The sequence below is a fragment of the Amycolatopsis sp. NPDC026612 genome (genome assembly GCF_040638285.1).
In the GTDB taxonomy this organism is placed as follows: Bacteria; Actinomycetota; Actinomycetes; order Mycobacteriales; family Pseudonocardiaceae; genus Amycolatopsis.
Map to the genome: position 1 here is coordinate 47,808 of NZ_JBEZYB010000009.1, position 23,231 is coordinate 71,038.

Sequence of the window (23,231 nt, forward strand, 5' to 3'; positions counted from 1 at the left end):
GGTCAATAGCCGAGCTCGTACGCCATCGCCTGCTCGACCCACCGGGCGCAGTCCCCGGCGGTGACCGTGCCCTGCCGGGCGACGACCTGCACGGCGAGCCCGTCGAGCAGCGCGGTCAGCCGCCACGCGGCGCCGTGCGGATCGGGGCACCGGAACGTCCCGGCCCCGACACCCTCCGCGATCAGCGCCACGACGGCGTCGCGCCACCGCAGGTCCAGCCGCTGCAGCACGGCCCGCAGGGCGGCGTCGCGCATCGCCGCAGCTCCGGCTTCGATCCACAGCTGCCAGCTGTCCGGCTTCGCGGGCCCGTACAAGGTCAGCACCGCGCGGAGGCGGGCATCGGCCGGCCCGCCGCGCGCCAGCTCGTCACCCAGTTTCGCGAGCTCCTTCTCCGCGGCCTGCCGGAAGGCCTCGATGACGAGCGTTTCGAGGGTCCCGAAGTGGTAGAAGATCAGCGCGGTGCTGACGTCGAGTGAGCGGGCGACGTCGGCGGCCCGCACCCCGGCGATCCCCCGGGCGCGGATCTGCCCGAGCGCGGCGAGCACGATCTCCTCCCGCCGCACCGCGACCGCCTTGCGCATCATGCCGCCACCGTACCGAGTGGTATGGGGTCGGCGGATGCGCCGAATGTGGGGTCCTCGGCCTGTGCGGAGAGTCAGCATGGTGGGCGGGCGCCGGTGGGCTGGTGCCGCGAATTGCCTCATTCGGAACGTTCGACGCACGCCCGAGCGGCCGCGCCCAGGTGGGTGCGCGGGCTGCTTCGCGGCGGTTCGCGTGCAGAGGCCGGTGTCGCCGGAGCGGCCGTACTCCCCGCCGCCGGCGCGAGTTCGCCGAGACCCGCAACCGCGGTCCCCGGCGAGCCTCGGCGCTCTCGTCAGGCGGTCCACAGTGGATCGCGGCCCAGATAGCGCAGCAGCGTCGACACCGCGTCGTCGCCGGGGGCGCCCTCCAGTGCCGGGGCGTAGGCGAAGCCGCGCAAGGGTTCCACCAGCTGCTTCGCCACTGGCAGCAGCTGCTCGGCCAGCTCCGGTGTCAGCGGGGAAGCCTGGCCGGTGGCGATCGCGATGTCCCAGGCGTGCACGGCCGCGTCCAGGGCCGCCGCGCCGGCTGCCACCGGGGCCGGGAGGGTGCCCTGCGGGAGAGGCGTCGGGACCTCCGCCGCGTCGCGGCTCACCGTGGCGAATGCCGCCGCCGCGGCCGTCAGTGCCGGCTCAAGGAACGCCGACGGCGCGGCTGCCAACCGGCCCGAGGGGGAGAAGGGGTCGAAGTCCGGGCCGCCCGAGCCGGTGATGAAGGCCGCGTAGCCCAGCTGGTCGCCCGCCGCGTGCTGGAGGACCTGGGTGACGTTCCACGCCGAGCACGGTGTCGGGGCCGACCAGTCCGTGACGCCCGCGATCGCCGACCGCAGGGCCTCGTGGGCCGACGCCAGGACCGGCCACGACGAGCCGCGGGTCAGGCTCGCGAAGAACCGGCGGATGTCGCCCACCAGGACCTCCGGGGCCTCGTGCGCCGCGTAGTGGCCCGCCGCGTCTCGCGGGCCGTCGCCGGAGTTCGCGTCGTAGGTGTGCCAGCTGACGATGTTCGCGTGGTCGCGCTCGGCGAACCGGCGGATCGACTGGAAGTCGCCCGCGAACATCGCCAGGCCCGTCGGCACCGTGGTCGGGCCTTCCGGGCGCGACCCCGCGTGCGCGTCCTCGTAGTAGAAGCGGATCGACGAGCCGCCGGTGCGGGTCAGCCAGTACAGCGCCACGTTCGCGAGGACGAAGTCGGCGTCCAGGCTCTCGCCGAACAGCTGGGCGTTCCACGCCAGCAGGCCCAGCGGCGAGTCCGCCAGCGCGAACGCCAGCGTGTGCGGCTGCTGGCTGTGCAGCGTGTTGAAGGAGAACATGTTCTCGTAGAACCACTGCAGGTGCGCGAGCGCGGCTTGGTCGGCTTCGCTCAGCTCCGCCAGTTCGGCCGGGTCACCCGACGGGAACGAGAACAGCTGCGCGACGTGCACGCCGACGACCTTCTCCGGCGCGATCCGGCCGATCTCCGGCGAGATCATCGACCCCGCGTCGTTGCCGACCGCGCCGTACGACTCGTAGCCGAGGCGGCTCATCAGCTCGGCCCACGCCGCCGCGGTGCGGTGCGTGCCCCAGCCCGCCGAGCGGGCCGGGCCCGAGAAGCCGAAGCCCGGCAGCGACGGGATGACCAGGTGGAACGCGGGCCCCTCGGCCGCCTCGGGTTCGGTGAGCGGGCCGATCACGTCGAGGAACTCGATGATCGATCCCGGCCAGCCGTGCGTCAGCACCAGCGGAGTCGCGTCCGGCCGCGACGAGCGGACGTGCAGGAAGTGGATGGTCTCCCCGTCGATCTCCGTCAGGAACTGCGGGTACGCGTTCAGCCGCGCCTCGACCGCCCGCCAGTCGAACTTCTCCAGCCAGTACTCGGCCAGCGCGCGGACCCGCTCGTTCGTGACGCCGTACTCGGCAGGCAGGTCCTCCGGCCACAGCGCGCCGCGCAGGCGGTTCTGCAGGTCGTCGAGGGCGGGCTGCGGGATCTCGGCGCGGAACGGGCGGAGGACGGGGACCGTCATGACTGGCTCCTCGGGTAGGAACGGAATGCTTCGTTCCGAACAGTAGCAGACCGGAATGATCCGTTCCAGTGGTAATCTCCGTGCATGCCCGAGACAGCCCTGCCCGGCCGCCGCGGTCAGGCCGCCCGCAACAACATCGTCATCCTCGACGCCGCCCGCCACGTCTTCCTCGGCGATCCGAAAGCGCCGATCTCGCAGGTCGCCGAACGCGCCGGCGTCGGCATCAGCGCGCTCTACCGGCGGTACCCCAGCAAGGAGGCGCTGCTCTGCCGCCTCTGCCACGACGGGCTCCGCACCTACATCGCCGAAGCCGAAGCCGCCGCGGAGGAGCCGGACGGCTGGGCGGCGCTGACCGGGTTCCTCACCCGGGTCGTCGAAGCCGACGTGCACTCCCTGACGGTCCACCTCGCCGGCACGTTCGCCCCGACGCCCGAGATGGGCCAGGACGCGCGCCGGGCGGGTGAGCTGACGGCCCGCCTCGTCGAGCGGGCGCGCGAAACCGGGCGTCTCCGCCCCGACGCCGTCACCGAAGACCTCGGCATGATCCTCGAGTGCTGTGCCGCGATCCGCGTCGACGACCCGGACCGCACGGCCCAGCTGCGGCGCCGGTACCTCGCGCTGCTCGTCGAGGGGCTGTCCTCGGGCGGCCCGGACCTGCCGGGCCCGCCACCCCGCCCCGGTGAGATGAACGGCCGCTGGCGACCCTCCTGACGGCGGCGCCGCGACGCCTCCGGATAGCGGTAACGAATTGCGGGAGCGCGACGACTGAACAGCGTCGACCCTCCGAAAATGGACAACGCACCATCTGTCAGAGCGGCATTCCCCGGACCGGAACAGCGAGATGACGATTATGCAAAGAACCTGGCGACGGACCACGATCCTGTCCTCGGTGGCCGCTCTGGCCACGGCATTCATCGCCATCGCGCCCGTCGCGCAGGCGGACACGCCCACGAGTTCCGTCGAAGTCAGCCCCACAACGGTACTGCCGGGACAGACATTCACGGTCACGCAAACCATTCACAACGACCGCGATTTCACGGTGACTTTCGCCAAGGGCGCCATTTACGGCACACCGACCGCCATCGTCGACGTCGTCGACGTCGTGTCCTGCACCAACACGACGGCGGTCGGCTGCTTCCAGGCCGGGAGCAGTTACCGCGCCGCGTTCGGCGACCTCGAGGCGGGCGGCACGAAGACCACGGTGTGGACCTTGCGCGTCAAGGACACCGCGGCACCGGGGCAGTTCACGCTGCAGCACCAGTTCGTCGGCGACAACTACGCCTTCGAGACCTTCGACGGCCCGGTCATCACGATCGGCAATCCGGCGACCAAGGCCGACATCAAGGTCGCGCTGGGTGCCACCGGGCACGGCGGGCTGAACGCGCGCATCGACTACGCGCTCACCGTGACGAACACCGGCCCGGCCGCGGCGACCGGAATCCGGGTCGTGGCCACGTATCCCGCCGGTCTCTCGTTCGCCAGTGGCACCGGGTGCGTCCCCGTCAGCGGCACCCGCACCGTGAACTGTGACGTCGCTTCCCTGGCCAACGGTGCGTCGGCGACGCCGAAGTTCTCGGTCAACGGCGGCCTGCTCGCGCTCGGTTCGTACACCACGACGGCGCAGCGGACGGCGAGCTCGCCGGCGGATCCCGCCAGTGCCAACGACAGCGCGTCGAAGACGTGCTCGGCGCTCACCGGACTCATCGTGACCTGCTGAGGGTTCGCGAGAGGTGAACCGGGCTCGTGTCCTCCGCCAGGGACACGGGCCCGGTTTCGCGTTTTCAGCCGGTGGCCGACGCGTAAAGCTTCGCGATGTCGTCGTCGAAATACGCGCTGTAGGAAACGTCCGGGGTGTCCCCGCCGAGCTGGTAACCGCCGATCACGCCGATGACCGCGCCGTCGGTGACCCACGGCCCGCCACTGGTGCCGTCGGGAAAACCGGGGCACGCCACCCGGAGCTGATAGGTGTCCGACCGCGTGGTGTTCCCCTCGCAAACCACCGGGGAATCGGTGGAGTCGGGGTAGCCCGTGAGGGTGATCCGGTGCTCGAATCCGCGGTTCGTGCCCAGTGTGTTCGCGCCGGTGAGGCTTTCCAGCGAGGCCGGGTTTCCGGGCTGCCGGACGGTCAGGAAAGCGAAATCCAGATCCGGGTCGGCCGAGGACGTCCAGCCGCCGGCGACGGTCACCCCGGTCACCGTCCACATTCCCCACGGCGTGACGCCGTCGTGGTAGCCGGGGGCGAAGGTCATGCCGTTCTTGACGCAGTGCGCGGCGGTCAGGACGAGATCGCCGGCGGTGGAGTGCACCACGCTCGCCGAGCAGAAGTGGCTCCCGCCCGCGAACAGGGCCCCGACCGGCGAAGCGGCGGGTTTCGCCGGGGCGGCCGGAGTGACCGCCCCAGCCGGAGCGCTCGGAGCTGCCGGAGTGGGGACCGGCACGTCCGCGGCGTAGGCGTCGTCGGCGGTCGTGCCGGTGCCGAGGACCAGACCGGTCCCCATCACCAGCAACGCCGCCGCGGCCGTCAGCGCGGAGCGGGGAAACTTGATCGCCACCGCTTCAGATCACCACACCGCGGCCGTGTTCGCAGCGTGCGGACCCGGATGCACAGTGACTTCACAGCGCGACTTCACCGCGGGACTTCACCGCGCGACTGCACCGCGGCTCAGCCCGGCGTGAGACCCCGGCGGTGCGCCCAGGCCGCCACTTCGGTCCGGTTCGCCAGCCCCAGCTTGGCCAGGACGCTGCGGACGTGGCTTTCCACCGTGCGCTCGGAGAGCACGAGCCGGTGGGCGATCTGGCGATTGCTCAGCGCGCCGGCCACCAGCGCCACGATCTCCCGTTCGCGGCCGGTCAGCGGGTCGCCCTCGGTCCGGACCCGGTCGAGCAGAGCGGTCGCGTCCCGCACCCAGCCGGGCATGCCGAGCCGCCGGGCCTCGTCGGCGGCCTGCCGGGCCAGGGTCTCCGCGCGTGGCAGGTCCCCGAGCGCGGCCAGTTCGGCCGCCAGCCGGACGCGGTTGTGCACGACGTAGGGCCGGGCGCCGAGCCGCGCGTCCCACGCGATCGCCTCCTCGAAGAGCGGCACGGCTTCGGCGTGCTGCCCGAGGAGCGCGGCCAGACGGCCGGCCCAGCTGCTGGAGCAGTCGCTGCAGAAGGTGGTCGCTCCGCTCGAGCCGACCGGTGATGCGCCGGCCAGCTGCCCGGCGAGCCACTTCGCCGTTTCGAAGTCTTCGAACGCCTCCAGCAGCGGCAGGAGGTTCGGCCCGATCCCGGGCGCCTGCCCGATGAAGTCGGCGTCGCGCAGGCGGGGGCGCAGGGCGTCGTACCCGGCCCGAGCTTCGTCGTGGCGGCCGGCGACCAGGGCGCTGAGCGGCCGGGAGATGATCGTGATCGGCAGGGGCGGGGCGATCGCCAGCAGCTCGTCGTAGCCGCCGGGCAGCTCGGCCGGGTCGCCGACCACGTCGGCCAGCTGCTGCGCGAAGGCGAAGGACATCCCGGCCGCGGACCGGTCCTCGGCCAGTTCCGCCTCGGCGAGTTCCCCCGCGAGCCGGTTCTGTTCGCGAGCCTCGGCGAAGGCGCCTCGGTAGGCCGCGACCGAGGCCCGCAGCCGCAGCTCGTGCCAGCGGACGAGCGGCAGCCGGGTCGTCGCGGCCAGTGCCGAGATCGCGGTCAGCTCGGTGTCGACGACCGAGATGGTGCCGACTTCGAACGCCGCGTCCACCCGCCACTTGTGCCCCCACAGCGCCACGAGCGGCCGTCCGGTGCCGCCCAGCGCGACGGCGAGCGTGCCGAGCCGCAGCCGCTCGGTCAGCGGCAGCTCGAACGGGCGGATCTTCATCCGGGCGCGGACGGCGTCGAGCAGTGCCTCCTGGTCGCCGGAGAGCTCGGCCAGCGCCAGTGCTTCGTCGGCGGTTTCGACGGCCTCGGTCGCCCGCCCGTGGTCGGCGGTCACGGCCGCCGACTGGGCCAGGAGCTTCGCCCGCACGGCCGGGTCCGCGTTCGCGCCGGTCGCCGCCAGCGCGGACGCGGTGAGCTCGGCCATCCCGGGCAGCAGGTCGGGCGCCGAAGTGTCCCGGACGACGAGCGCCGCGGCGGCGACGAGCGCCGGATCGGACGTCAGCCCGGCGGCCTCACGCGCGTGGTCGAGGCTGCGGGCGAACCGGCCCGCCCGGTACTCCGCGGTCGCGAGGTCGACGAGCAGGGCGGCGAGCCCGTCGCGGGTGCCCCCGCGGCGGCGGCAGCCGAGCGCGAGGTCCAGGAACCGCGCGGCTTCGGTGAAGGCGAGTGCGCGGGTGGCGTCCCGCGCCGCCGTCTCGGCCCAGTCCGCTGCCCGGGCGAGGGCGTCCGGGGTCGCCGCGGACCGCAGCCAGTGCCCGGCCACCACCCCCGGCTCGGCCCGGTCTTCCAGCGCGGCCGCGGTCCTGGCGTGCAGCTCCTCGCGGACGCCCTGGTCGAGGTCGGCGTAGATCCCGTCGCGCACGACGGCGTGGGCGAACCGCCGGGAGCCGGCGACGGCGGGCCGCAGCACCCCGGCCCGCACCGCGCGGTCGAGCGCCGCGACGACGTCGCCGACCGGCCGGCCGGCCACCTCGGCGACGACGTGCGCGTCGACTTCCTCGCCGAGGACCGAGGCGATCGCCAGCAGCTGCCTCGCCCCGGCGTCGAGCCCGGCGACGGTGGTGCGGACGAGGTGGCGCAGCTCGGCCTCGCCGCCGCCGGTCGCGGCGGACCGGGCCACCGCCTTGAGGTAGAGCGGGTTTCCGCCCGACCGCCGCAGCGCGTCGACGGCGTCGGCCGCGGCCCGGCCGATCCCGGCGAGGTAGGCGCGGACGTCGGGCTCGGTCAGCGGGTCCAGGCGCAGGCTTTCCGTGCCCGGCCGGCCCAGCAGATCCGGCAGCGCCTCGAAGAGGGGGCCGGCCGGGCCGGTGTCCCGGTACGTCGCGATCACGGCGAGCCGGGACCGGCGGAGCTCCCCGGCCAGGTGCCGCAGCAGCCGCAGCGACGCCTCGTCGGCCCAGTGCACGTCTTCGAGGACGACGACGAGCCCGGCCGGCCCGGCCGCCGCGACCAGCGCATCGGCGGCCGTGGCCACGAACCGGAACCGGGCCGCGACCAGGTCGGCCCCGGCGCGGTCGTCGAGGTCGGCGAGGGCGCGGGCGACCTGGTCGCCCGCCTCCGGCAGCGCCCGGAGCACCCGCCGCCACGGCCACAGCGGCGGGGCGCCCGGGTCGTCGACGCACCGGCCCCAGACCGCGGCCGGCCCGGTGACCGTCTCGGCGAGGCGGGTCTTGCCGATCCCCGCCGGGCCGCCGACGAGCACCAGCACGCCGGTGCCGCCGTCCGCCGCCGCGAGCCAGGCGCGCAGCTCGGCCACGGCGCCGGCCCGCCCGACGAACGGCTCGCTGCGCGTCACCCGAGCAGTATCCCCTCCGCGTCCGGTTTCCGCGTTGTTCTCCGTACTGGCACTGATGTCCGGACGGCCGTCGCGGCCGAAAGTGACTCCCAACGCTTCGACCAGCGAAAAGGAGCACCTCATGCACGCCGCCATCCACCAGTTCAGGAGTCCTCTCGGGGCCCACGACCTCGGTGCGGGCGCCCTCGGCGCCGCCACGCTCGCTCAGCTCGCCGGCCAGGCCGGCGCCGTCGTCACCTTCTGGTCCGACGCGGCCGCTGCCGAGGTGGCCGCGGCCCGGCGGCCCGCCGGGACCACGTGGCTCGACACCGGCGTCTACCGGGTCGCCGAGGTCCAGCCGGCGTCGGCGGCCGCCGCCTACGCCCAGATCACCTGGTTCGACGGGCCCCGCGGCGCGGACCAGTCGGCCGCCGAGCTGCGCGCGGGGCGCGAGCGGATCTGGCCCGCCGTCCGCGACCTCGACGGCATCGGGTCGTCGTACGTGCTGGTCGCCGCGGATCGGTCCTTGGTCGTCATCGGCTTCACGGCGTCGGTCGGGACGATCGAGGCCGCGCAGGCCGCGATCATGAGCACCGAGCTGCTGCCCGGCGAGGACCCCGCGCTGCTGCCCGGCCCGGACCGGGTCGACCTCCACCGCGTGCTGCACGCGGCCCTGCCCGCGCCGGCGGGTGCGCGATGAGCCCGCACACCGCCCCCGCGCTGCGCACCGGGACGTGGACTGTCCGCAGTGGACGGACGACGGCGTCCTTCGAGGTCCGCAACTTCGGCTTCAACCGGGTACGCGGCACGATCGGAGTCCGCGCGGGCACCGTCGAGGTGCACGGCGACGAGGTGACCGCGGTCCGCGCGGAGCTGGACCTCGGCACGCTCGGCACGCGGAACCCGCGTCGCGACGCCGACCTGCGCAAGCCGCACCTGCTGGACAGCGGCACCCGCCCGGACCTGACGTTCGTGGCCGCCGAGGTCCGGCGGCGCGACGACGGCTGGGAAGTCACCGGCGAGCTGCGGCTGCGGGGGACGTCGTGCCCCCTGACGCTGACCGTCGAGCCGGCCGGCGGCACCCGGGTCCGCGCCACCGGGACGCTGGACCGGGCCCCGCTCGGCATGCGGGCGCCCCGGCCGCTGATCGGCCGGTACGTCCGGATCGTCGTCGAGGCGGAGCTCGAGCCGCCTAGCTGAGGTCCTCGGAGAGCAGGGTGGTCGCCGCGTCCGGGGCGGCGACCGCCTTGGGCCGCCGGTCGCGGAACAGCCAGCCGCCGATGATGCCGCCGGCGAACCCGAACAGGTGCCCCTGCCAGCTGACGCCTTCGTCGGTGGGCAGCAGGGAGGTGAACTGGTAGGCGAAGCACAACGCCATCACGAGCCCGATCACGATGTCGATCGGGTGCCGGTCGAACAGCCCGCGCACGATGATGTAGCCGAAGTAGCCGAACAGCAGGCCGCTGGCGCCGACCGTGAGCGTGTTCGACGGCGTGATGAACCACACGCCGAGGCCGCTGGCCACGATGATCAGCACGCTCACGCCGAGCCACTTCTTCACCCCGCGGTAGGCGGCGAGGAACCCGAACACGAACAGCGGCCCCGAGTTGGCTTCGATGTGCATCCAGTTGGCGTGCATGAACGGCGACGTCAGGATGTCCGGCAGCGACGCCGGGTCACGCGGCTTGATGGCGAACTCGCGGCTCAGGTCGTACCCGTCGACGGCGTTGACGATCTGCACGAGCCACAGCACGGCCAGCAGGCCGACCATCACCCACAAGGCTTTCTTGGCCTCGGCGATCATCGTCTCGGCGTTGCTGCGGGCGGTGCCCTCGCTGGTCGTGCTCATCCGTCTCCCCCTGCTCGGTCGCGCGCTGAGGATAGCCCGCTCACGGGCCCGGGCGCGGCGTTTCGACCCCAGCCGTGACCTGGCAGGCTGGGGCTCATGACGCCACACCGGCCGGAGCTGGTCTTCCGGGGCCGCCGCATGCCCGGCGACCGCGCCCTGGTCATGGCCATCGTCAACCGCACGCCCGACTCGTTCTACGACAAGGGCGCGACCTTCGCCGGCACCGCGGCCCTGAACGCGGTCGATCGCGCGGTCGCCGCGGGTGCCGACATCGTGGACATCGGCGGGGTGAAGGCGGGCGAGGGGCCCGAGGTCGACGTCGACGAGGAGGGCCGCCGGGTCGTGCCGTTCGTCGCCGAGGTGCGCCGCCGCCACCCCGGGCTGGTGATCAGCGTCGACACCTGGCGGCACGAGGTCGGCCGCCAGGTCTGCGAAGCGGGCGCCGACCTGCTCAACGACACCTGGGCCGGCGCCGATCCGAAGCTGGTCGAGGTCGCCGCGGAGTTCGGCGCGGGGTACGTCTGCTCCCACGTCGGGGGCATGCCGGTCCGCACCGACCCGTACCCGGCGCCGACGCCGGACCGGCCCTTCTGGCCGAGCTACGACGACGTCGTCGCGGACGTGGTCGCCGAGCTGACGGCCGCGGCCGAGTGCACCGTCGCCGCCGGGGTGCCACGCGGCGGCGTGCTCGTCGACCCGACCTTCGACTTCGGCAAGAGCACCCGGCACGGCCTCGAACTGCTCCGGCACTTCGACCGGCTGGTGGCGACCGGCTGGCCGGTACTGGTCGCGCTGTCGAACAAGGACCTCATCGGCGAGACCTTGGACGTCGAAGCCCACGACCGCCTGGCGGGCACCCTGGCGGCCACGGCGATCGCGGCGCACGCCGGCGCGGCGGTCTTCCGGGCGCACAACGTCCGGGAGACACGGGAAGCCGTGGAAGCGGTCGCGCGCTTCGCGTCCGGGGGCGCTCGGAGCGCGAACCGGCCCGTCCACTAAGGACTGAGCCGCCAGAGCGACGTGACTTCGGCGGACCGGGCCCGGTGCAGCGGGTCGGCCGGGTCGAGCGCGCGGGGATGCCGGGGCGCCGCGTCCGTCCGGCCCGCGACCCGCAGGCCCGCCGCCGCGATCCAGCCCAGCAGCTCGCCGCGCGTGCGCAGGCCGAGGTGTTCGGCGAGGTCCGAAAGCACCAGCCACGCTTCGCCGTCCGGGGTCAGGTGCTTGCGCGCCCGGTCGAGGAAGCCGCGCAGCATCCGGCTGCCCGGGTCGTACACCGCGCGGTCGAGCGGGGTGCGCGGCCGGCCCGGCAGCCACGGCGGGTTGGCCACCACCAGCGGAGCCCGGCCGCGCGGGAACAGGTCCGCCCGCACGACCTCGACGCGGTCGGCGAAACCCAGGCGTGCCAGGTTCTCGGCCGCGCACGCGACGGCACCGGGAGCCGAGTCCGTCGCCACCACCCTGGCCACCCCGCGGTGGGCAAGGACGGCGGCGAGCACGCCGGTGCCGGTGCCGATGTCGAACGCCAGTTCCGTGCCCGGCAACGGCGTTTCGGCCACCAGGTCGACGTACTCCTGCCGCACCGGCGCGAAAACGCCGTGGTGCGGGTGGATCCGCGCGCCGAGGGCCGGGACGGCGACGCCCGTGCGGCGCCATTCCGCCGCGCCGAGGACGCCGAGCAGTTCCCGCAACGGCACCGCCGCGGCGGTGTCCAGGGGGCCGTAGACCGCGGTGCACGCGGCACGGACGTCGGGTGCCCGGCGCAGCGGGACGACGTGACCGGGGTCCAGCGGCACGTACAGCAGCGAGAGCAGCCGCGCCCGGCGGGCCCGGTCCGCGCGGTAGCGGGAGTGGTCGTCCAGCGGGGGCGGCGGAATCCGCCGGTCGACGGCGTCGAGCAGGTGCCGTGCGGCCGGGTAGCCGCCGCGCCAGAGCAGGGCGACGCCGGAGGACACCGTGCGGAAGGCTGCGTCGGCGGAGAGCCGGTCGTCGGCGGCGACCGCGTGCCGCGAAGGGGGTGAGAAGAGCCGGCGATCGGGTTCGCCGGGCAGGACGAGGTGAGCCACGAGAAAGGGGTTCCGTTCTTGCTGCGGGCACGACGAAGAACCCGCGAGAGGTGCGGGGTGTGCGAAGGACCGGAGCGGGAACTAGCTCAGGACAGCAGCATGAACGGGGGTCGTCACCCCTTCGACCCTAGCTCCACGCCCGGGGTCGTGGCGTACAAAGGACGGAAGAGGTGATGCCGGATGACGCCCTCGGTGGTGCGGCACGAGAAGCGGCGCCGGTGGGCGGTCGTCGCCGCCGTGGCCGCTGTGCTGGTTTGTGCGCCGGCCGTCGTCGCCGCGCTCGCTCCGGCCGGTGCGGCCGCCGACCCGGCCGCGCTGCGCGCCCTCGTGGTGGGCTCTGCCGGACGGCCCTACCAGGGTTACGCCGAAAGCGCCGGTTCGCTCGCTCTGCCGGAGCTGCCGAACCTCGCCGCCGTCACCGCGCTCTTCTCGATGCGGACGCCGATGCGCGTGTGGTACGCCGGGCCCGACCGCTACCGCGTCGACATCCTCGGCACCGCCGGCGAGCACGACGTCTACCGGCTGCCCGACGGCGAATACACCTGGGACTACGGCGACAACACGCTGACCGAGCTGATCGGCGACCCCGGTGTCCGGTTGCCGCGGGCCGGTGACCTGCTGCCGCCCGAGCTCGCGCGGCGGATCCTGCGCGCGGCGAAGGGCGATCCGGTGAGCGCGCTGCCGGGCCGGAACGTTGCCGGGGTCGCCGCGTCGGGGCTGCGGCTCGTCCCCGCCGATCCCGACACGACCATCGGGCGGGTGGACCTCTGGGCGGATCCGGCGACCGGGCTGCCGGTGCGGGTCGAAGTGACCGCGCGGGGGCAGGATGCGCCGATCCTGGTGAGCGAGTTCCGGCAGCTCGAGCAGACGACGCCGGTCGTCGAAGCGCCGCGGCCGGTGCTCGGGTCGGGGTTCACCGTGGCGAGCGCCCCGGACGTCGCCGCCACGCTGGGCGCCTACAGCGAGGCTCCGCTGCCGTCGCGGCTCGCCGGCCGTCCGGTGGCGTCGCCGGACGTCGGGGGCGTCCAAGGCGCCGCGCTCTACGGCACCGGGCTGGCCGCCTTCGCCGTGATCGCCGTGCCGCGCACGGTGGCCAACGCGGCGAGCGACGCCGCCGGGAAGGCCGGTGCGGTGCAGGTCAGGCTGCCGGCCGGGAACGTCGTGCAGCTGTCGATCACCCCGCTGTCCCTGGGCATCGTGCGGTCGTCGGTCTCCCGCCGGTCCTACCTGCTCGCCGGCACGGTGACGCCGGCGGTCCTGAAGTCCGCGGCGGACGAGCTGTCCCGGCTGCGCCGGAGCGGCCCATGATCGTCACCCGCGCGCTGACCAAGCGGTACGGCCGCACCGTGGCTGTCGACGCGGTCAGCCTCGAAGTCCGCGAGGGGGACCGCTACGGCTTTCTCGGCCCGAACGGCTCGGGCAAGACCACCCTGGTCCGGATGCTGCTCGGCCTGGTCTACGCGACCGCCGGGGAGATCGAAGTGCTCGGGAAGCCCGTGCCGAAGCGGGTCGCCGAGGTGCTGCCGGACGTCGGCGCGCTCGTCGAAGGGCCGGCCGCCTATCCGCACCTGTCCGGACGGCGGAACCTGGCGCTGCTCGACGCCGCCGGCCGCGGGGGCGGGCGGCGCACGCGGCGCCGTCGCATCGACGACGCCCTCGAGCAGGTCGGCCTGGGCGGGGTCGACCAGCGGCCGGTGAAGGCGTACTCCCTCGGCATGCGGCAACGCCTCGGGCTCGCCGGTGCGCTGCTGCGCCGGCCGCGGCTGCTCATCCTCGACGAGCCGACGAACGGGCTCGACCCGCAGGGCATCAAGGAGATCCGGGAACTGCTGGTCGAGCTGAACGCGGGCGGCACCACGGTGTTCCTCTCCAGCCACCTGCTGGCCGAGGTGGAGCAGCTCTGCACGCGCGTCGGCGTCGTCGACCGGGGCCGGCTCGTGCTGGAGGAGGACCTGGCCACGCTGCGGGCGGCGACCGGCCGGATCCTGGTCGGCACGCCCGACGCGGCCGAGGCGGCCGCGATGCTCGACGGGCAGCTCGAAGCCCGTGAAGGCGACCGGCTGGTCATCCGGCACGGCGACCCGGCGGCGCTGAACGCCCTGCTCGTCGCGGCGGGGGTGCGCGTGACGTCCATCCACGCCGAACAGCGGACGCTGGAACAGGTCGTGCTCGACGTGACGGGTCCGGGGTCGGACCGGTTCGGAGCGGCCGGATGATCGGCGTCGAACTGCGGAAGCTCGCGCTGCGGCCCCGGGTGTGGGTCAGCGTGCTGTTGCTGTGCCTGCTGCCCGCCATCGTCGGCGTCTTCCTGGCGACGGCCGACTTCGCGCCGCCGCCCGGGCAGGGCGGGGCGTTCCTCTCGGCGGTGGTCAACGACGGCGCCCTGTACCCGGCCGCCGCGCTCGCGCTGGTGCTGCCGTTGTTCCTGCCGATCGCGGTCGCGGTGGTCGCCGGCGACGCGATCGCGGGCGAGGCTTCCGGTGGCACCCTGCGCTACCTGCTGGTGCGCCCGGTCGGCCGGACCCGGCTGCTGGGCGCCAAGCTGGTCGCGCTCGCCGTCTACGTCACCGCGGCGATCGTCATCGTCGTGCTGACGTCGCTGGTGCTCGGGGTGATCCTGTTCGGCACCGGCGGCACCCCGGGCATCGCCGGCCCCGGCGGCCAGCCGTCCGGCGTGACGTCGTTGTCGGGGCAGTCGCTCAGCTCGTCCGCGCTGGGCCTGCGGCTGCTGGGCGCCGTTTCGTACATCGTCGTGTCGATGCTCGGGTTCGCGGCGATCACCGTCTTCCTCTCGACGGTGTCCGACTCGGCGCTGGGGGCCGCGCTGGGCGGGCTCGCCGTGCTCATCACGAGCTCGGTGCTGGAGGCCTTGGACGCGGCCGCGTCCGTGAAGCCGTACCTGCCGACGCACTACTGGCTGTCCTGGATCGACTTCTTCCGCGATCCGGTGCTGTGGCACAACATCGACCACGGGCTGCTGCTGCAGGCCGGCTACGTCGTGGTGTTCTTCGGGGCGGCGTGGGCGAACTTCGCGACGAAGGACGTCACGAGCTGAGGCACTCCGTGGGTGCTTCGAGCGGGCCGGTGCCGAGGGCCTGCAGGACGATCTCGGTGACGGCGGGATCGGTGGGCAGGTCACCGTGGCCTGCCGTCCGGCCCGGGCAGACCTGCTGGAGGGAGACGTTGACGGCGCCGTCGAGCCGGGCCGAGTCCGGCGGGGTCACGGTCTCGTCCTGCTCCGTCCAGAGCGAAAGCCACGGCAGGGCCGGCGGCACCGGCTGCTTCGCCAGCTCCTGCAGGAGGCTGCTGCCCGGCGCCAGCTGGACGCACGCGGTGGGACACCCGCCCGGCACCAGCGCACCGCCCGCCGTGGCCAGGCCGGTGCCGTGCATCGGCGCGCCGAGCGTCACGACCCGGCGGGCCTGGTGCTCGCCGCCCTCGCGGCCGACCCACAGCCGCGCCACGACGCCGCCCGCGGAGTACCCGACGACGTCGACCGAAGGCGCGCCTTGCTGGTACGCCTTTTCGACGGCTTCGGCGAGGACGGCGGCCTGTTCGACGAGGTCGCCGGTGCCGTCGCCGGCCAGGGTGAGCACCTCCGCGGGGCGGCCCGTGGCCTGCCGGATCCGCTCGGCGAGGGTCTCGAGCGCACCCCGGCCACCGCCGTAGCCGGGCACGAGCAGCACTGGACCGGGCTTGTCCTGGTCGGGCGTCCCGGCCTCCGGCGCGGCTTTCGCACCGGAGGTGGCAAGGACGGTGGCGACGACCACGGCCACCACGGCGACGGCGACGCCGCTCAGCATCAACCGCCGTCGCGGGCTGAGGCCGCTCCACCAGGCCGTGATCCGCACCCGTCCATGATGACCCGGCTGCCCCAGACCGGCGTGCTGGAACCCGTAACTCACGTGACTGGCCCCGTAACTCACGTGATTGAACCCGTAACGCACGTGATTGGAGCCGGAACTCGCGAGTTACGGGCCTGATCACGTGAGTTGCGGGGCACGAGGACGAGGGTCAGCCGGTTGCTTAGCACTAAGGCAGATTACCTCACCGCTAAGGTGAGTGCTACCACTCACTTACCGCTAAGGCATCCGTTACCCTGGGGCGATGGCCGACCACGTGGACCGGGTCCTGGAGCAGTGGCACGCCGAGCGTCCCGACCTCGACGTATCCCCCATGGGGGTGATCGGCCGGCTGACGCGGCTGAGCGCGGTGGTCGACGGCGAGCTGCGCCGCACGTTCGCCCGGCACGGCCTGGACCGCGCGACCTTCGACGTCCTCGCCACCCTGCGCCGCAGCGGGCCGCCCTACCGGCTGACCCCGACGGAGCTGATGCGCTCGGCCATGGTCACGTCCGGGGCCATCACCCAGCGCCTCGACAAGATGGAGGCGCGCGGCCTCGTCGAACGCACCCCGAACGAGGCGGACGGCCGCGGGGTCCGCGTGCAGCTGACCGAGGCCGGCGGCGAGCTGATCGACCGGGCCCTGCCCGACCACGTCGAGACCGAGCACCGCATCCTGGCGGCGCTGGACGACGGCGCGCGCGAGGAGTTGGCCGCGACGCTGCGGATGCTCCTGGAGAGCCTGGGCGGCGCGAGCGCCTAGGAGATCTGCCGGACCGGTTCGCTGTCCAGCAGGGAATCGAGGTCGATCCGCCCGCCCGCGGCGGCCAGCACCGCGTCGATCGCGAGGTCGACGTCGAGCTTGCGGCCGTGCTGGTCGGCGTAGGCGCGCATCAGGTTGCCGATGTGCCGCTCCGGGTTGCGCCACGTCGGCCACCGCAGGGACGCCTGCTTCGCCAGCTTCGTGAAGTTGGACTGGCGCGCGGTCGCCTCCAGCAGCCACTCCAGGTAGCCGCGCATCGCGTGGAAGGCCGTGTGGCCGGGGTTCGCCACCGGGCCGTGGCCGGGCACCAGGGTGCGCGGCCGGAACGTGTCTTGCAGCCAGTCGAGCGCGTCGAGCCAGCCGGGGATCGAGCCCTGCACCGCCATCGGCGTGTCGCCGATGCCGACGAGGTCACCGGTGAACAGCGTGCCCGAGCGCGGTTCGTACACCACCAGGTCGCCTGCCGTGTGCGCGACGCCGGGCACGGACACGACGTCGACGGCCGCGCCGCCGAGGTCGAGCCGGTGCCGGCCGGTCACCGGCCGGACCGCGTCCGGCCGCGGCGGCTCCAGCACGCCCCACCGGGTGTAGGTGAACACGTTGCCGTAGGTCTGCGGTCCGGCCTTGACCAGGTCGAGGCTGCCGGCGGCGGCCAGCGCGGTCCCGCCGTCACGCAGGGCGACGCCGAGCCCGTTGTGGTGCTCGCCGTGCGCGTGCGTGATGACGACGGTGAGCTCCTGGTCGCCGGCGTACTTGCGGACGTCGCGCAGCAGCTCCAGTGTCGCCTGCTCGGTGCCGCAGGTGTCGATCAGCGCGACGCCCTCGGTGCCCTGGATCCAGCCGCTGTTCGCGACGAACCACTCGGCCGGGCTTTTCACGTACGCCACGACTCCGGGCCGCGCGTGCCGGAGCGGGACGATGTTCGATCTGACGGCCGGCATGCTTTCCTCCCCTGGACGGACGATGCGGTTAACGACGGTGACCGGGCCAGGTTGCGGGGGTTCTTCCGCAATGTTCCCGTGGCCGGGGCCCGGATGGGAATTTCTCCAATTTCGATCGGTTGATCGGTCGAAAGTTTTTCGGATTCTTCCGCGGCTCAGCTCTTGACAGTCGATCACGACCGTCCATACTGGTATATACCTTTATGGGAGGGTCCGGGAAAAGCCAGGGGGACTTCGCGCTCGTGGGCCGACGGAAGGTCTGAGGGGTCCCTCCGTCGGCCGCGCGAAGGCCGGTCACCGGCAGTGTTGACACAGATACTGGTACGAACCAGTATGTCTTCTGCTGGCCGGGAGGAGAAACATGGCGGGGGCACACGTCCGGCTCGACAACCGGCTGATCCACGGTCAGGTCACGGTCGCCTGGACCCGCCGCCTCGGTGTACGCCGGCTGGTCGTCTGCAACGACGAAGTCGCCGCCGACGAGCTCCAGCGGATGCTGCTCCCGCAGGCCGCCCGCGGGCTGCCCACCGACGTGCTGTCGGTCGAGGCCACGCTGGCCGTCGGAGCCGGCGCGGACACCATGATCATCGCCAAGCACCCCGAGGACGTCTTCCGCCTGGTCGAGGGCGGCCTGCGGCCCGAGGTCGTCAACGTCGGCAACGTCGCACCCCGGCCGGGCGCCGCGTACACCATGGTCGCCCGCTCGGTCGCGGTCACCGCGGACGAGGCCGACGCCTACCGCAAGCTCGCCGCCGCCGGCGTCCCGCTGGTCACCCAGCTGCTGCCGTACGACAAGCCCACCGATTTCGTCCCGTTGCTCGACCGGAAAGGGCTGTAGCTCCAGCATGCTCGTCGCGTTGGCCCTGACCCTTTGGGCGATCTACTGCACCTACGACGGCCTCGGCCCGTTCCTGATCTACGCCCAGCGCCCGCTCATCGCCGGCTCGGTGGCCGGGCTGATCACCGGGCACCCCCTGCTCGGGCTGCTGATCGGCGCGACGCTGGAGCTGGCGGCGCTGGGCGTCTACACCTACGGCGGCGCGACGATCCCGGACTACCAGACCGGCGCCATCGTCGGCACCGCGCTGGCCGCGGGCGCCGCCGGCAATCCGGCCGCGCAGGCCGCGATCGGCATCGGCGTCGGGCTGCCGGCCGCGATCCTGCTGTCGGCGCTGGACCCGGTCGGCAAGATGGTCACCACCGCGCTGGTGCACCGCGCCGACGGCTACGCCGCCGACGGCAACGCACGCGGCCTGGCCGTGGTCCACTGGGTGAGCCTGATCCCGTGGGTCGCGGTGCGCGCCGTCCCGACGTTCCTCGCCGCGCTCGCCGCGTCCGGCGGCCTGGTCAAGGACATCACCGCGAGCATCCCCGCCGGGTTCGTGCAGGGCATGACGCTGGCCGGGTCGCTGCTGCCGGCGGTCGGTTTTGCGCTGCTGCTCGGCATGATGGAGCTGTCGCGGTACTGGTACCTGCTGCTCATCGGGTTCGTCGGGTTCGCCTACCTGCACCTGCCGGTGCTCGGGATCGCGCTGATCGGCGTCGCGGTCGCGATGCTGTTCGTGACGCTGAAACGCGACGAACCCGTGCTCGTGGTGCCCGAGGCCGCGGACGAAGAGCCCGCCGCCGACCCCCGGCTGACGAAACAGGACCTGCGCCGGGCGTTCCGCCGGTACTTCTGGTCCAGCCAGATCTCCTGGAACTACGAGCGGATGCAGGCGCTCGGCTTCGCGTACTCGATGGAACCGGTGCTGCGCCGGCTCTACCCGGACAAGGCCGACTACGTCGCCGGCCTGCAGCGGCACCTGCAGTTCTTCAACACCTCGGTGCTCATCGGCGGCCCGCTGATCCTCGGTTCGAGCGTCGCGCTGGAGGAGGCGGGCACGCCGAAGTCGGCGGCGAGCACCAAGGTCGCCCTGATGGGCCCGCTGGCCGGCATCGGTGACACCGTCGTCTTCGCGCTGTACAACAGCATCATCTTCACCATGGGCGCGTCGTGGGCGCTGCAGGGCAACTGGCTGGGGCCGGTCTTCGCCGCGGTGATGGTGCTGGTGCCCTACGCGCTGGTGCGGCGCTGGCAGTTCGGGTTCGCCTACCGCGAGGGGAAGCGGCTGGCCGGGCACCTCGCCGCCGGCGGGCTCGCCCGCGTGGCCCAGGGGGCGACCGTGCTCGGGTTCGTCGTGCTCGGCGGGTTCATCCCGTCGATCGTCAAGGTCGTCACCACGCTGACCTACCGGCAGACCACCACGGTCCAGGGGCAGCCGGTGACCCAGTCCGTGGCGATCCAGGACCGGCTCGACGAGCTCCTGCCGTTCCTGCTGCCGGTGCTGGTCACGGCCGGGGTGTACCTGCTGACGGCCAAGGCCCGGTTGCGGCCGGTCTGGGTCATCGCCATCGTCGTCGTCGCCGGGGTCGTCCTGGGGTGGCTCGGCTGGTTCGCGCCGTCGGCCCCGGCGAAGAGTTAGGAGGGGGTTCCGCCATGACCGTCCCGATCATCCTGGCCGGCCACGGCCGGCTGCCCTCCGGTGTCGGGGAGGCCGCCGAAATGATCCTCGGCCCGCAGTCGCGGCTGAAGATCTGCGAGCTGAGCCCGCGCGACAGCCCGGAGGAGTTCGGCGGCCGGCTGCTCGCGCTGGCCCCGGTCGCCGGCGGCGTGCTCGTGCTCGCCGACCTGCACGGCGGCTCGCCGTTCAACGCCGTCCGCGCGCTCGTGGCCGCGCACCCGCGGATGCAGCTGGTCTCCGGGCTGAACCTGCCGATGCTGCTCGAGGTCCTGCTGCACACGACCGACGACGTCACCGAGCTCGCCGGGGTGGCTCGCGCCGCCGGCCGCGACGGCGTCGTCGACGTCCTGGAATCGACCTGGTGACCGCCGCAGCCGCGCTCCTGCTCGCCGCGCAAGACGTCCGGATCACGCCGGGGCCCGGGCACCCGCTCGGCGGCTACCTGGCCCGGCACGGCGTCGCGACCGGTACGCACGACGACCTCGAGGCGTCGCTGATCTGGCTGTCCACCGACGACGACCCCGGTGTGGTGTGGCTGGCGCTCGACGCGCTCGCCGTCGACGCCGGGCTGACCCGCACCTTGGCCGATGCGGTCGCCGCGGCGGTGGGCATCGACCCGGACCGGGTGCTCGTCTGCGCGTCGCACACGCACTCCGGGCCCGAGGGCTGGACCGGCCCGCTGCACCCCGGGCTGCCGGGGCAGCGCGACGCCGGGCTGGTCGGCGGCATGGCGGAGAAGGTCACCGGCGCCGCGCTGCGGCTGCGCGCCGGCCGAGGCCGGGTCCGGGCCCGCTGGCACGCGGGCGAGACGGAAGCCGTCGGCGGCAACCGCTACCGGCCCGACGGGCCGCACGACACGTCGTTCGGCGTGCTCGAACTGCGCCGCGACGACGGCACGCCTGCCGCGCTGCTGTTCGACTACGCCAGCCACCCCACGGTGCTCGGCCCCGACAACCTCGCCTGGTCGGCGGACTGGCCGGGCGCGACCCGCCGCGAGCTGGCCACGCTGGCAGGCCGGCCGGTGGCGGCCTTCCTGCAGGGCGCGGCGGGTGACGCCAGTTCGCGGTTCGTCCGCCGCGGCCGCGACCACGCCGAGGTCCGCACCCTCGGCGGCCACCTGGCGACGTCGATCGCGCGCACGCTCGCGGCGGTGTCGTCGCCGGCCGCGGCGGCCGGGCCGATCCGGCTGACGCGGTCGACGCTGCACCTGCCCTACCGCGACGTGCCTTCCCTCGAGCACAGCCTCCAGCTGCGGCAGGCGGCGGAGACGGAGTGGCAGCGCGAGCTGGCCGACCACGGCGAGGACCACCCGGTGGTCCGGATCGCGCAGACCCGCTACGAGGGCTGCGCGATGCTGGCCGCGATGGCGGCAGGCGGCCGGCCGACCGGCTGCGCCGAGGTGCCGGTCAGCGTCGTGTCGCTCGGGGAGATCGCCTGGCTGCACACGCCGTTCGAGCTGTTCGCGTCCCTCGGCCTGCGCATCCGGCGAGGCAGCCCGTTCCGCCACACGCGCGTGATCGGCTACACCGACGGCTACCTGGGCTACCTGCCGGACGCCGACGGCCACCGCGACGGGATCTACGAGTCGTACGTGACGCTGTTCGGCCCGGAGGCCGCGGACGAGCTGGTGGAGCACTGCCTGAAGGTGCTGCGGGCGCACCAGCTCAGCTGCTGCTAGGCCGGCGAAGCGGGTAGCCGAACCGGAGGACGGTGACGCCCAGGATCCCGGCGCCCCCCCAGCACGAAGGCCGCGGGGACCGCCGGGTCGACGTCTTCGGGCAGCATGGGGCGGACGAACCGGTCGCGATCGACGAGGACGGTGAACCGGTCGCCCTCGGCGAACTCCACATCGGCGTGCAGGTCGGCAGGCAGCGGGGTCGAGCCGCCGGGCAGGACGAGCCGGTAGGTGCCGCCGCCGTTCGCGTCGAGGCTCGCCCGCGCGACCTCGACCGTGACCGGCAGGCCGCGATGGGTCAGGACCACCTCGGTCACCGCCGCCGAGCCGCCGTAGAGCAGGCAGGCCAAGCTGAACACGGAGAACAGCAGCGGGAAGTAGTAGTGGTCCTCCCCGGCCGCCCATTGTCCCCACCAGGAGGCCACCAGCAGCACCAGCGTGAACCCGGCCAAGCCGAGCACCGACACCCCGAATCCCCCGGCGGCCTGGTCCTCGTGCGCGGACAGGACCGCGAGCACCGCGGCCACCGTGAGGAAGGCGGCCAGGGTCAGCCGCCGGTGCAGTTTCACCCGCGGGGTGACCAGGAGCTGGCTCGGCACCTCCGGCGCGGGCCGCGGCTTCGGTTCCGGCTTGGGCCTGGGCTTCGGTTCCCGGGGCGTGCTCGCTCGCGGACGGCGAGCGGACAGGGCCGTGACCGCCACCGACGCCGTGACGACGGCGGCGAGGGCCAGCCGCCGTCGCGTCTTCCGAGTCGCCATCGGGTCCCCCTCGCGCCGTTTCCGCTACCACGCGGGCCGGGCGCCGGGGGTTGCCCGCTCAGGACGCCGGGCTGCGGCGGGCCTGGGTGAAGACGGTGTAGCGGTCCGCCCGGTAGAGCGATCGGCCCGCTTCGATGACGCCGCCGCTCTGGTCGTGCAGCGTGCCCTCGATGATGAGGCACGGCTGGGTGGCTTCGATGCCGAGCAAAGCCGCGTCGTGGCTGTTCGGGAGCACCGCGGAGATCGCCGTGTCGTTCCACTCCGGGCGCACGCCCCAGCGTTCCTCGATGGTGCGGTGCAGGGACTGGGTTTCCCAGTCGAACAGCTCGATGTCCGGGAACCGGTCGACGGACAGGTTGGTGCGCTCGACCGCGAACGGCTCGTCTTCGACGTAGCGGAGCCGTTCGAGCCGGAACACCCGGGCACCGGGCGGCACGTTGAGCCGTCCCGCGATGCGCGGACCCGCGCTCTCCACCTCCGCGTGCAGCACCTTCGTCTTCGGCACCACCCCGCGGGCCTGCATGTCCTCGGTGAACGAGGTCAGCATGTCGATGTGCGCCGCCTGCCGTTCCGCCGTGAACGTCGCGGTGCCGTGCTGGCGGTACAGGACGCCGTCGGCGACCAGCCGGTTGATCTCCTGCCGCACGGTGCCGCGGGCCACCTGGAAGTGTTCGGCGAGGAACCGTTCCGACGGCATCAGCCGCCCCGGACCGGCTTCCGTCGCGACGCTTTCCAGGATCTCGCGGAGCTGGTCGCCCTTCGGCCGCCCCGGCTGCAGCGCGTCCGGGAGACGCAGATCGCTCGCGGCGACGTGTTTCGGACGGGCCATGGCTTCAGTATGTCGCGCCGCGGGCACGGAGGTAACACCG

Annotated in this window: 23 protein-coding genes; 13 read left to right on the plus strand and 10 right to left on the minus strand. The window is 73.5% G+C overall.

Going from position 1 to position 23,231, the window contains the following annotated elements; genetic code table 11:
- Window positions 1-2: 2 nt before the first annotated feature.
- Both AB0F15_RS12235 and AB0F15_RS12240 read right to left on the minus strand, forming a co-directional pair.
- A complete protein-coding gene (locus tag AB0F15_RS12235) occupies window positions 3-584 on the minus strand; it encodes a TetR/AcrR family transcriptional regulator (RefSeq protein ID WP_360269245.1) in 582 nt (193 codons plus the stop codon).
- A 290-nt stretch (window positions 585-874) separates the two neighbouring features.
- Window positions 875-2,578, minus strand: coding sequence for a TIGR03086 family metal-binding protein (locus AB0F15_RS12240; protein ID WP_360269247.1), 1,704 nt, complete (start codon window positions 2,576-2,578; stop codon window positions 875-877).
- 84 nt (window positions 2,579-2,662) lie between these two features.
- Between AB0F15_RS12240 and AB0F15_RS12245 the strand changes: the two genes are divergently transcribed.
- On the plus strand, window positions 2,663-3,289 hold the full coding sequence (locus AB0F15_RS12245; RefSeq protein ID WP_360269249.1) for a helix-turn-helix domain-containing protein: 627 nt from the start codon (window positions 2,663-2,665) through the stop codon (window positions 3,287-3,289).
- A gap of 178 nt (window positions 3,290-3,467) precedes the next feature.
- Window positions 3,468-4,295 carry a hypothetical protein gene (locus tag AB0F15_RS12250; RefSeq protein WP_360269250.1) on the plus strand — a complete coding sequence of 276 codons (828 nt, stop codon included), beginning with the start codon at window positions 3,468-3,470 and terminating at the stop codon, window positions 4,293-4,295.
- A gap of 64 nt (window positions 4,296-4,359) precedes the next feature.
- On the opposite strand, the gene AB0F15_RS12255 is transcribed toward AB0F15_RS12250, so the two are convergent.
- Both AB0F15_RS12255 and AB0F15_RS12260 read right to left on the minus strand, forming a co-directional pair.
- Entirely contained in the window at window positions 4,360-5,130 is a 771-nt protein-coding gene (locus tag AB0F15_RS12255) for a serine protease (protein WP_360269252.1), read from the minus strand.
- A 110-nt stretch (window positions 5,131-5,240) separates the two neighbouring features.
- Window positions 5,241-7,988, minus strand: coding sequence for an AAA family ATPase (locus AB0F15_RS12260; RefSeq protein ID WP_360269254.1), 2,748 nt, complete (start codon window positions 7,986-7,988; stop codon window positions 5,241-5,243).
- Between the two features lie 121 nt (window positions 7,989-8,109).
- Between AB0F15_RS12260 and AB0F15_RS12265 the strand changes: the two genes are divergently transcribed.
- Window positions 8,110-8,667, plus strand: a complete 558-nt coding sequence (locus AB0F15_RS12265) for a hypothetical protein (RefSeq protein ID WP_360269256.1) — start codon at window positions 8,110-8,112, stop codon at window positions 8,665-8,667.
- On the plus strand, window positions 8,664-9,167 hold the full coding sequence (locus tag AB0F15_RS12270; RefSeq protein ID WP_360269258.1) for a YceI family protein: 504 nt from the start codon (window positions 8,664-8,666) through the stop codon (window positions 9,165-9,167). The genes AB0F15_RS12265 and AB0F15_RS12270 overlap by 4 nt, the downstream gene beginning before the upstream one ends.
- On the opposite strand, the gene AB0F15_RS12275 is transcribed toward AB0F15_RS12270, so the two are convergent.
- Complete coding sequence (locus AB0F15_RS12275; RefSeq protein ID WP_360269260.1) at window positions 9,160-9,816, minus strand: rhomboid family intramembrane serine protease; 657 nt, start codon at window positions 9,814-9,816, stop codon at window positions 9,160-9,162. The genes AB0F15_RS12270 and AB0F15_RS12275 overlap by 8 nt on opposite strands.
- Before the next feature lie 96 nt (window positions 9,817-9,912).
- On the opposite strand from AB0F15_RS12275, the gene folP reads away from it, so the two are divergent.
- Window positions 9,913-10,815 carry a dihydropteroate synthase gene (folP, locus tag AB0F15_RS12280; RefSeq protein ID WP_360269262.1) on the plus strand — a complete coding sequence of 301 codons (903 nt, stop codon included), beginning with the start codon at window positions 9,913-9,915 and terminating at the stop codon, window positions 10,813-10,815.
- Here the strand turns inward: folP and AB0F15_RS12285 are convergent.
- The gene (locus tag AB0F15_RS12285; protein ID WP_360269263.1) at window positions 10,812-11,879 is read right to left on the minus strand and encodes a class I SAM-dependent methyltransferase; all 1,068 of its coding nucleotides are present in this window, start codon (window positions 11,877-11,879) and stop codon (window positions 10,812-10,814) included. The genes folP and AB0F15_RS12285 overlap by 4 nt on opposite strands.
- Before the next feature lie 180 nt (window positions 11,880-12,059).
- Between AB0F15_RS12285 and AB0F15_RS12290 the strand changes: the two genes are divergently transcribed.
- From AB0F15_RS12290 to AB0F15_RS12300, 3 genes are read left to right on the plus strand one after another with little or no spacing between them, the layout of a single operon-like run.
- Entirely contained in the window at window positions 12,060-13,187 is a 1,128-nt protein-coding gene (locus AB0F15_RS12290) for a hypothetical protein (protein WP_360269265.1), read from the plus strand.
- A complete protein-coding gene (locus tag AB0F15_RS12295; RefSeq protein WP_360269266.1) occupies window positions 13,184-14,095 on the plus strand; it encodes an ABC transporter ATP-binding protein in 912 nt (303 codons plus the stop codon). The genes AB0F15_RS12290 and AB0F15_RS12295 overlap by 4 nt, the downstream gene beginning before the upstream one ends.
- Window positions 14,092-14,934, plus strand: coding sequence for an ABC transporter permease (locus AB0F15_RS12300; RefSeq protein WP_360269268.1), 843 nt, complete (start codon window positions 14,092-14,094; stop codon window positions 14,932-14,934). Before AB0F15_RS12295 ends, AB0F15_RS12300 begins: the two co-directional genes overlap by 4 nt.
- On the opposite strand, the gene AB0F15_RS12305 is transcribed toward AB0F15_RS12300, so the two are convergent.
- The gene (locus AB0F15_RS12305) at window positions 14,924-15,730 is read right to left on the minus strand and encodes a lipase (RefSeq protein ID WP_360269270.1); all 807 of its coding nucleotides are present in this window, start codon (window positions 15,728-15,730) and stop codon (window positions 14,924-14,926) included. The two genes, AB0F15_RS12300 and AB0F15_RS12305, sit on opposite strands and share 11 nt — an antisense overlap.
- A gap of 256 nt (window positions 15,731-15,986) precedes the next feature.
- Between AB0F15_RS12305 and AB0F15_RS12310 the strand changes: the two genes are divergently transcribed.
- Entirely contained in the window at window positions 15,987-16,484 is a 498-nt protein-coding gene (locus AB0F15_RS12310) for a MarR family transcriptional regulator (RefSeq protein WP_360269272.1), read from the plus strand.
- Here the strand turns inward: AB0F15_RS12310 and AB0F15_RS12315 are convergent.
- Entirely contained in the window at window positions 16,481-17,425 is a 945-nt protein-coding gene (locus AB0F15_RS12315) for an MBL fold metallo-hydrolase (RefSeq protein WP_360269274.1), read from the minus strand. The two genes, AB0F15_RS12310 and AB0F15_RS12315, sit on opposite strands and share 4 nt — an antisense overlap.
- A 361-nt stretch (window positions 17,426-17,786) precedes the next feature.
- Between AB0F15_RS12315 and AB0F15_RS12320 the strand changes: the two genes are divergently transcribed.
- Genes AB0F15_RS12320 through AB0F15_RS12335 form a run of 4 tightly spaced genes read left to right on the plus strand, consistent with a single transcriptional unit; the run spans window position 17,787 to window position 21,607 of the window.
- Entirely contained in the window at window positions 17,787-18,263 is a 477-nt protein-coding gene (locus AB0F15_RS12320; protein ID WP_360269276.1) for a PTS sugar transporter subunit IIB, read from the plus strand.
- Window positions 18,264-18,282: 19 nt separating this feature from the next.
- Window positions 18,283-19,890: a PTS system mannose/fructose/sorbose family transporter subunit IID gene (locus AB0F15_RS12325; protein WP_360269278.1), complete on the plus strand. Its 1,608-nt coding sequence runs from the start codon at window positions 18,283-18,285 to the stop codon at window positions 19,888-19,890.
- A gap of 14 nt (window positions 19,891-19,904) precedes the next feature.
- Complete coding sequence (locus AB0F15_RS12330) at window positions 19,905-20,294, plus strand: PTS mannose transporter subunit IIAB (RefSeq protein WP_360269280.1); 390 nt, start codon at window positions 19,905-19,907, stop codon at window positions 20,292-20,294.
- Window positions 20,291-21,607 (plus strand): hypothetical protein, encoded by a 1,317-nt coding sequence (locus AB0F15_RS12335; protein WP_360269282.1) that lies wholly within the window; start codon window positions 20,291-20,293, stop codon window positions 21,605-21,607. The genes AB0F15_RS12330 and AB0F15_RS12335 overlap by 4 nt, the downstream gene beginning before the upstream one ends.
- Here the strand turns inward: AB0F15_RS12335 and AB0F15_RS12340 are convergent.
- Both AB0F15_RS12340 and AB0F15_RS12345 read right to left on the minus strand, forming a co-directional pair.
- Complete coding sequence (locus AB0F15_RS12340) at window positions 21,604-22,362, minus strand: hypothetical protein (RefSeq protein ID WP_360269284.1); 759 nt, start codon at window positions 22,360-22,362, stop codon at window positions 21,604-21,606. The genes AB0F15_RS12335 and AB0F15_RS12340 overlap by 4 nt on opposite strands.
- Before the next feature lie 58 nt (window positions 22,363-22,420).
- Window positions 22,421-23,191 carry a GntR family transcriptional regulator gene (locus tag AB0F15_RS12345; RefSeq protein ID WP_360269286.1) on the minus strand — a complete coding sequence of 257 codons (771 nt, stop codon included), beginning with the start codon at window positions 23,189-23,191 and terminating at the stop codon, window positions 22,421-22,423.
- Between the last annotated feature and the right edge of the window lie 40 nt (window positions 23,192-23,231).